This is a genomic window from Saccharopolyspora sp. 7B (assembly GCF_020177435.1).
Classification (GTDB): domain Bacteria; phylum Actinomycetota; class Actinomycetes; order Mycobacteriales; family Pseudonocardiaceae; genus Saccharopolyspora_C; species Saccharopolyspora_C gregorii.
The window spans coordinates 1-6,042 of record NZ_JAIUKC010000096.1; the positions used below are offsets into that span (position 1 = coordinate 1).

The window sequence follows — 6,042 nt, forward strand, 5'->3', positions numbered from 1 at the left end:
CCCCCTCCCGGAGGTCTCCGTGGACATCCCTCCCGCCGGTCCCGGCCGCCGACGACGCCTCGACCGGACCGCCGCGCACCCCCGCCGGGCGCTCCGCCGGGGCGCGGCCGCCGCCCTCGTGGCCTGCGCGCTGGCACCGGTGCCCGCGCACGCCGCCGAACCGCTCACCGCGGCACCGACCGCCGCGACAACGACCGCCGCGGCACCGATCCACTACGTGGCGCTCGGCGACTCCGCCGCCGCCGGCCCGCTGATCCCCGGACCGGACCCGAACCTCGCGTGCCTGCGCTCCACCCGGAACTACCCGCGGGTCGTCGCCGACGCGCTCGGCGCGGAGCTCACCGACGCGACCTGCTCCGGCGCCGAGATCGAGGACTTCACCGGCCGCCAGCACGGTTTCCTCCCCCCGCAGTTCGACGCGCTGAGCACCACCACCGACCTGGTCACCCTCACCATCGGCGGCAACGACGTGGACCTGGTCGGTGCCGCGGTCAGCTGCCTGAACGCGCTGCCGGAACCCATCGGGCGGTCCTGCGCGGAGAAGTACACGGCGCACGGCGACGAACTCGCCACCCGCGTCGACGGCATCTCCGGCGACCTCGACGCGGCGCTGGAGGGCATCGCGGCCCGCGCGCCGCACGCGAAGGTCGTGGTCGCGGGCTACGGCACCTACGTCCGGCCCGGCGGGTGCTACCCGAAGGAACCGATCTGGGGCCGGGACGCCGACTACATCCAGTCCAACGTGGACAGGTTGAGCGACCTGCTGCGCGAGCGGGCGGTCGCGCACGGTGCCGAGTTCGTCGACATCGGAGCGGTCAGCGAGGGACACGACGTGTGCGCCGCACCGCAGGACAAGTACCTGGAGGGCGTGCTGCCGACCTCGGTGGCCGCGCCGCTGCACCCGAACGCCCGCGGCATGGCGGCCTTCGGCCGCGCCTTCGCCGACGCGGTGCGGGACGGCGCCGGGAGCGCGGCCGCCGAGGTGCGCGCCGACGCCTGACCGGGTCCCGCCCGTCCCGGGTCCGGGACGGGCGGGGACTCCGGGCGGCGCGGGCTCATCCGCCCAGCAACGTCGCCAGCCGCGGCGAGTACGCGTGGTCCAGCACCAGCGAGGCCGCGCCGACCGCGCCCGCGTCCTCCCCGATCAGCGCCGAGTGCACCTCCACCGGGCGGGCTCGTGCCGCCCGCACCTGGCCCAGCAGCTGCCTGCGCACCCGCTCCCGGATGATCTCCCCGCCGTGCCGCAGCGCGGGCCCGCCGAGCACGACCCGGTCCACGTCCAGCACGCTCACCACGGTCGCCAGCGCCTGCCCCAGCCTGCTCGCGGCCTGCCGCAGCAACCGGGCGGCGGCCACGTCGCCGCGCGCCGCGTCCCGGCAGATCCGCTGGTAGGCGTCGGAGATCGCGGCGCCGCCGTCGTCGCCGCCCGCGGCGGTCCACTCGGCGACGACGGCCCGCATCGAGCAGTAGGCCTCCAGGCAGCCGCGCTTGCCGCACGCGCACTCCTTGCCGGTGCCGGTGGGCAGGTGCCCGACCTCGCCCGCGTTCCCGCTGAGCCCCCGGTACACCTGGTCGCCGAGCACCACGCCCAGCCCGACCCCGGACCCCAGGTAGACGTAGACGAACGAGCCGGACCGCTCCGCGCCGCCCGACCACCGCTCGCCGATGGCCGCGGCGGTCGCGTCGTTGTCCATCACCACCGGCAGCCCGGCGCGCTCCTCCACCAGGTCGGCGAGCGGGACTTCGGGCCAGCCGGGCAGGTTCGGCGGGCTGAACACCCGGCGGTGGGCGTCGTCCACCGGACCCGGCACGGCGAGACCCACGCCGAGCACCCGGCCGCCCTCGACCTCCCCGTCCTCGGTGGATGCGGCCGTGGAGCGCCGCACCAGGTGCCCGACGGTGCGGGCGAGCGCGTCGGCGCCGGCGTCCGGGGAGGCGCCCGCGGCGACGCGCCGCGTGCTGCGCGCCCGCACCCGCCCGTCCAGGTCCAGCAGCACCCCGGTGATCCGCTCCGGATCCAGGTGCAGGCCCACCGACTGGTAGGCGTCCGGCACGACCCGCAGCATCACCCGCCGCTTGCCGCCGGTGGAGGGCGCGTGCCCGTCCTCGGTGACGAGCCCGTCGGCCATCAGTGCCCGCACGATGTTCGACATGGTCTGCGCGGTGAGCCCGGTCCTGCGGGCGAGTTCGACGCGGCTCACGCCGCCGTTCGCGCGGATCGCGTCCAGCACGACCGCGCGGTTGAACCCGCCCACCCTGGGGAGGTTGGTGCCCTGCCAGAACTCCTGCCGCATGCGGGGGCTCCCGAGGCGCTCGTGTCGTTGACTTGCTTCATCGAATGGAATTACGGTGCAGTGTGATCCTGATCTCACATCGGGCGCAAGCGCCGAGCGGGTCAGGTGATCGCGCAGCTCATCGAAGACCGGCCGGTCCCCGACCGGGGCGGCCGCGACGGCTACCGGGACGAGTCCCGCACCGGGAGGATCGATGCCTCGCCGACGATTACCCCTGGTCCTGATCGCCGCAGTGCTGGCAGCCACCGGCTGCGGCGGCGGGACGGCCGACGACCCGGACACGATCAGCGTGGCCTACCACCGCTACGGGAACTCCACGCAGGTCGACGCGTTGATGCAGCGGGTCAAGCAGCAGTACGAGCAGGCGAACCCGGGCAAGCACGTCTCGCTGGACCCGGTGGTGGCGCCCGAGGGCGAGTACCTGTCGAAGCTGCAGCTGCGGATGCGCTCCGCGAAGACCGCACCGGACGTGCTCTACGAGGACAGCTTCACCGTCAACTCCGACGTGGCCGCCGGCTACCTGGCGCCGCTGGACGAGCGGCTCGCGGACTGGGCGGACTGGGACCACTTCATCGACACCACCAAGCAGGCCGGGCGCGCCACCGACGGCCGCACCTACGGCATCCCGCTGGACACCGACACCCGCGGCATCTGGTTCAACCGCGACCTGTTCGCCCGCGCGGGACTGCCCGCCGACTGGGAACCGGACGGCTGGGACGACGTGCTCGCCGCCGCCCGCCGGGTGAAGCAGCGGTTCCCCGACGTGATCGGCCTGGACCTGCCGATGGGCAAGGCGGAAGGCGAAGCGGTGACCATGCAGACGGTGCTGATGCTGCTGCACGGCACCGAGACCGGTTCGCTGCACGACGGCAGGTGGATCGCGCCGAACGCGGGCTTCACCGAGGCGATGCGCTTCCTGTCCACCGCCGTCGGCGAAGGGCTCACCCAGAGCCGCGCGCAGATCGCCGACGCCCAGTACGACAAGAAGCTCCGCGACGACCTCACCCGGCAGGGGAAGGTCGCGATGCGGCTGGACGGCAGCTTCGCCTCCGGGCAGTGGGAATCCGCGGGCTGGCGGGACTGGGCGGAGACGATGTCCGCCGCGCCGATGCCGACGCGGGACGGCGGTGGCACCGTGTCGACGTCCGGTGGCTGGACGCTGGCGATGAGCGCTTCCGGCGGCAAGCAGGACGACGCCTTCGAGTTCCTCACGATCGCGTTGAGCCGGGACAACGTCACCGAGTACGCGCTGTCCTCCGGGAACCTGCCGTCCCGGGAGGACTCGGCGGCCGATCCGCGGCTCACCGCGGCGAACCCGCTGGCCGGGTTCTGGCTCGGGCTGCTGGAGGGCACGCACTACCGCCCGACGCTGCCGGAGTACCCGAAGATCTCCGAGGAGATCCAGCAATCGGTGCTCGACGTCGCGGGCGGCGCGGACCCGGAGCAGGTGTCCCAGCGGTGGACCGAGCAGGTGCGGCGCATCGCCGGCCCGGACGAGACCCGGGGCGGCTGATGCGCGGCGCCGTGCTGTCGCGGTGGTTGCTGCCGATGGCGCCCGCGGTGCTGCTGCTCGGCCTGTTCGTGGCGGGCCCGATCCTGTGGAGCGGTTACGTCTCGTTCACGAACGCGGCGCTGACCGGGGCGGCGGCGACCTCCCCGGAGTTCGTCGGCCTGGAGAACTTCCGCCGCCTGTTCGCCGATCCGGCGCTGTGGCACTCGGCGTGGCTGACGGTGGTGTTCACCGTCGGTTCGGCGGTGATCGGGCAGAACGGGCTCGGGCTGCTCATCGCGGTGCTGACCCGGCACCGGAACCGGCTGCTGCGCAACGCGGTCGGCGTCTCGGTGGTGTCCGCCTGGGTGCTGCCGGAGCTGGTGGCCGCGTTCGCGCTGTACGCGTTCCTGAACCCGGAGGGCACGTTGAACGCGCTGCTCGGCGCGGTCGGGTTGAGCCAGGACTGGCTGTTCAGCGCGCCGCTGCTGGCGATCGTGCTGGGCAACGCCTGGCGCGGCACCGCGTTCTCGATGCTGGTGTACCAGGCGGCGCTGTCCGAGGTGCCGACCGAGCTCACCGAGGCCGCCGAGGTGGACGGGGCGGGGGCGCTGCGCCGCTTCCGGCACGTGACGTTGCCGGTGATCCGCCGTTCGGTGCTGACGAACCTGATGCTGGTGACCTTGCAGACGCTGGGGGTGTTCACGCTGATCTACGTGCTCACCGCGGGCGGTCCGGGGGATGCGACGCAGACCTTGCCGCTGCTGATGTACGACGAGGCCTTCGAGCTGGACGAGATCGGCTACGGCGCCACGATCTCGCTGGTGCTGCTGGCGGTCGGCGCGCTGTTCGCCGTGGTCTACGCCCGCACGCTGCGGGAGGAGGTGTGAGCCGCCGGGGCGAGTCGGCGCTGGTCGGCTCGCTGCTCGGGGTGATCGCGCTGCTGTTCCTGGCGCCGCTGCTGTGGCTGCTCACCGCCGCGTTCGACGCGGAGGCGCCGCTGTCGGCGGCGGTGCCCCAGCGGTTCACGCTGGAGAACTTCGAGCAGGTGCTGGACTGGGAGACCACGATCCGTCCACTGTGGAACGGATTGCTGCTGTCCGGTGGCGCGGCGCTGATCTCGGTGCTGGCGGCGGTGTTGTGCGCCTACCCGCTGTCCCGCTACCGGTCCCGGTTCCGGCGGCCGTTCCTGTACACCGTGCTGTTCGCGACCGGGCTGCCGATCACGGCGGTGATGGTGCCGGTGTACAGCATGTTCGTCCGGCTGGACCTGGTCGATTCGATGTTCGGCACCACGCTGTTCCTGGCCGCGACCTCGCTGCCGGTGGCGATCTGGATGACGAAGAACTTCATGGACGGCGTGCCGATCAGCTTGGAGGAGGCGGCCTGGGTGGACGGGGCCTCGGCGATGCAGGCGCTGCGCTCGGTGGTGCTGCCGCTGATCGTCCCCGGCATGGGCGTGGTCGGGATCTTCACGTTCATCAACGCCTGGGGGAACTTCTTCGTGCCGTTCGTGCTGCTGCTGGACGCGGCGAAGCAGCCGGCCTCGGTGGGGGTGTTCGCGTTCTTCGGCCAGGGCGGGCTGATCGCCTACGGGCAGCTCGCCGCCTATTCGATCCTCTACACGGCTCCGGTGATCGGGCTGTACCTGCTGGTGTCCCGATCGCTGGGCGGCGCTTTCACGCTCACCGGGGCGATCAAATGACGTGTGCGGGAGCGGAAGTGGCACGAGCGGCGAGGGAATGATCTCCACTCGCCGCTCGTCCACCCGCAGATCCGCTCCTCGGGACACCGTCCATCAGGCCCGTTCCTTCTCGTCGACCGCGCCCGGACGAGCCGAGCCGAGCTCGCCTTCCGCCCGGGGCGCGGGAATCCGCACCTCGTGGTCGTCCGCGTCGTCGTGCCGGTCCGGTGCGAGCAAGACCATCACGATCGCGATCAACGCCAGCAGCAACAGCGCCGCACCCGCCATGACACACCTCCTCCCCTCGTGATCCGTTGTTCTTAGGACGTGCAGGGTGCCCGGCGGGTTCCGTTCCGTCGATCCATTTTTCGGAAGTTCCGGACCGATTCGCCGGTTTCGCGGACTGCGGTCGCGATGAATCCGCGGAATTGCGGGTTTCTTCCCGGAAATGCGGAAGGGGGGGGGGGGGGGGGGGGGGGGGGGGGGGGGGCGCCGGGCGGGGGGGGGGGGGGGGGCGGCCCCGCGGGGGGGGGGGGGGGGGGGAACCCCCGGGCAAACGACCAAACACACGGCGC

6 protein-coding genes are annotated in these 6,042 nt (G+C 72.9%); 4 read left to right on the top strand and 2 right to left on the bottom strand.

The window, feature by feature from the left end; translation table 11 throughout:
- Nucleotides 1-1,000, top strand: a 1,000-nt coding sequence (locus LCD33_RS16135) for an SGNH/GDSL hydrolase family protein (RefSeq protein ID WP_224978008.1), incomplete at its 5' end; no start/stop codon positions are given.
- Nucleotides 1,001-1,055: 55 nt separating this feature from the next.
- On the opposite strand, the gene LCD33_RS16140 is transcribed toward LCD33_RS16135, so the two are convergent.
- A complete protein-coding gene (locus tag LCD33_RS16140; RefSeq protein WP_224978009.1) occupies nt 1,056-2,294 on the bottom strand; it encodes an ROK family transcriptional regulator in 1,239 nt (412 codons plus the stop codon).
- A gap of 193 nt (nt 2,295-2,487) precedes the next feature.
- Here LCD33_RS16140 and LCD33_RS16145 point away from each other — a divergent pair, with 193 nt between their 5' ends.
- The 3 genes from LCD33_RS16145 to LCD33_RS16155 are packed head-to-tail and all read left to right on the top strand — an operon-like array spanning nt 2,488 to nt 5,488.
- The gene (locus LCD33_RS16145; RefSeq protein ID WP_224961275.1) at nt 2,488-3,807 is read left to right on the top strand and encodes an extracellular solute-binding protein; all 1,320 of its coding nucleotides are present in this window, start codon (nt 2,488-2,490) and stop codon (nt 3,805-3,807) included.
- Complete coding sequence (locus tag LCD33_RS16150; RefSeq protein WP_224961277.1) at nt 3,807-4,673, top strand: carbohydrate ABC transporter permease; 867 nt, start codon at nt 3,807-3,809, stop codon at nt 4,671-4,673. The genes LCD33_RS16145 and LCD33_RS16150 overlap by 1 nt, the downstream gene beginning before the upstream one ends.
- Nucleotides 4,670-5,488, top strand: coding sequence for a carbohydrate ABC transporter permease (locus LCD33_RS16155; RefSeq protein ID WP_224961279.1), 819 nt, complete (start codon nt 4,670-4,672; stop codon nt 5,486-5,488). The genes LCD33_RS16150 and LCD33_RS16155 overlap by 4 nt, the downstream gene beginning before the upstream one ends.
- Nucleotides 5,489-5,581: 93 nt before the next feature.
- On the opposite strand, the gene LCD33_RS16160 is transcribed toward LCD33_RS16155, so the two are convergent.
- Nucleotides 5,582-5,755, bottom strand: a complete 174-nt coding sequence (locus LCD33_RS16160; RefSeq protein ID WP_224961281.1) for a hypothetical protein — start codon at nt 5,753-5,755, stop codon at nt 5,582-5,584.
- Between the last annotated feature and the right edge of the window lie 287 nt (nt 5,756-6,042).

Bases quoted from the DNA above. Each gene is read 5' to 3' on its own strand.
- LCD33_RS16140 (WP_224978009.1), bottom strand. From the start codon at position 2,294: ATGCGGCAGGAGTTCTGGCAGGGCACCAACCTCCCCAGGGTGGGCGGG.
- LCD33_RS16145 (WP_224961275.1), top strand. From the start codon at position 2,488: ATGCCTCGCCGACGATTACCCCTGGTCCTGATCGCCGCAGTGCTGGCA.
- LCD33_RS16150 (WP_224961277.1), top strand. From the start codon at position 3,807: ATGCGCGGCGCCGTGCTGTCGCGGTGGTTGCTGCCGATGGCGCCCGCG.
- LCD33_RS16160 (WP_224961281.1), bottom strand. From the start codon at position 5,755: ATGGCGGGTGCGGCGCTGTTGCTGCTGGCGTTGATCGCGATCGTGATG.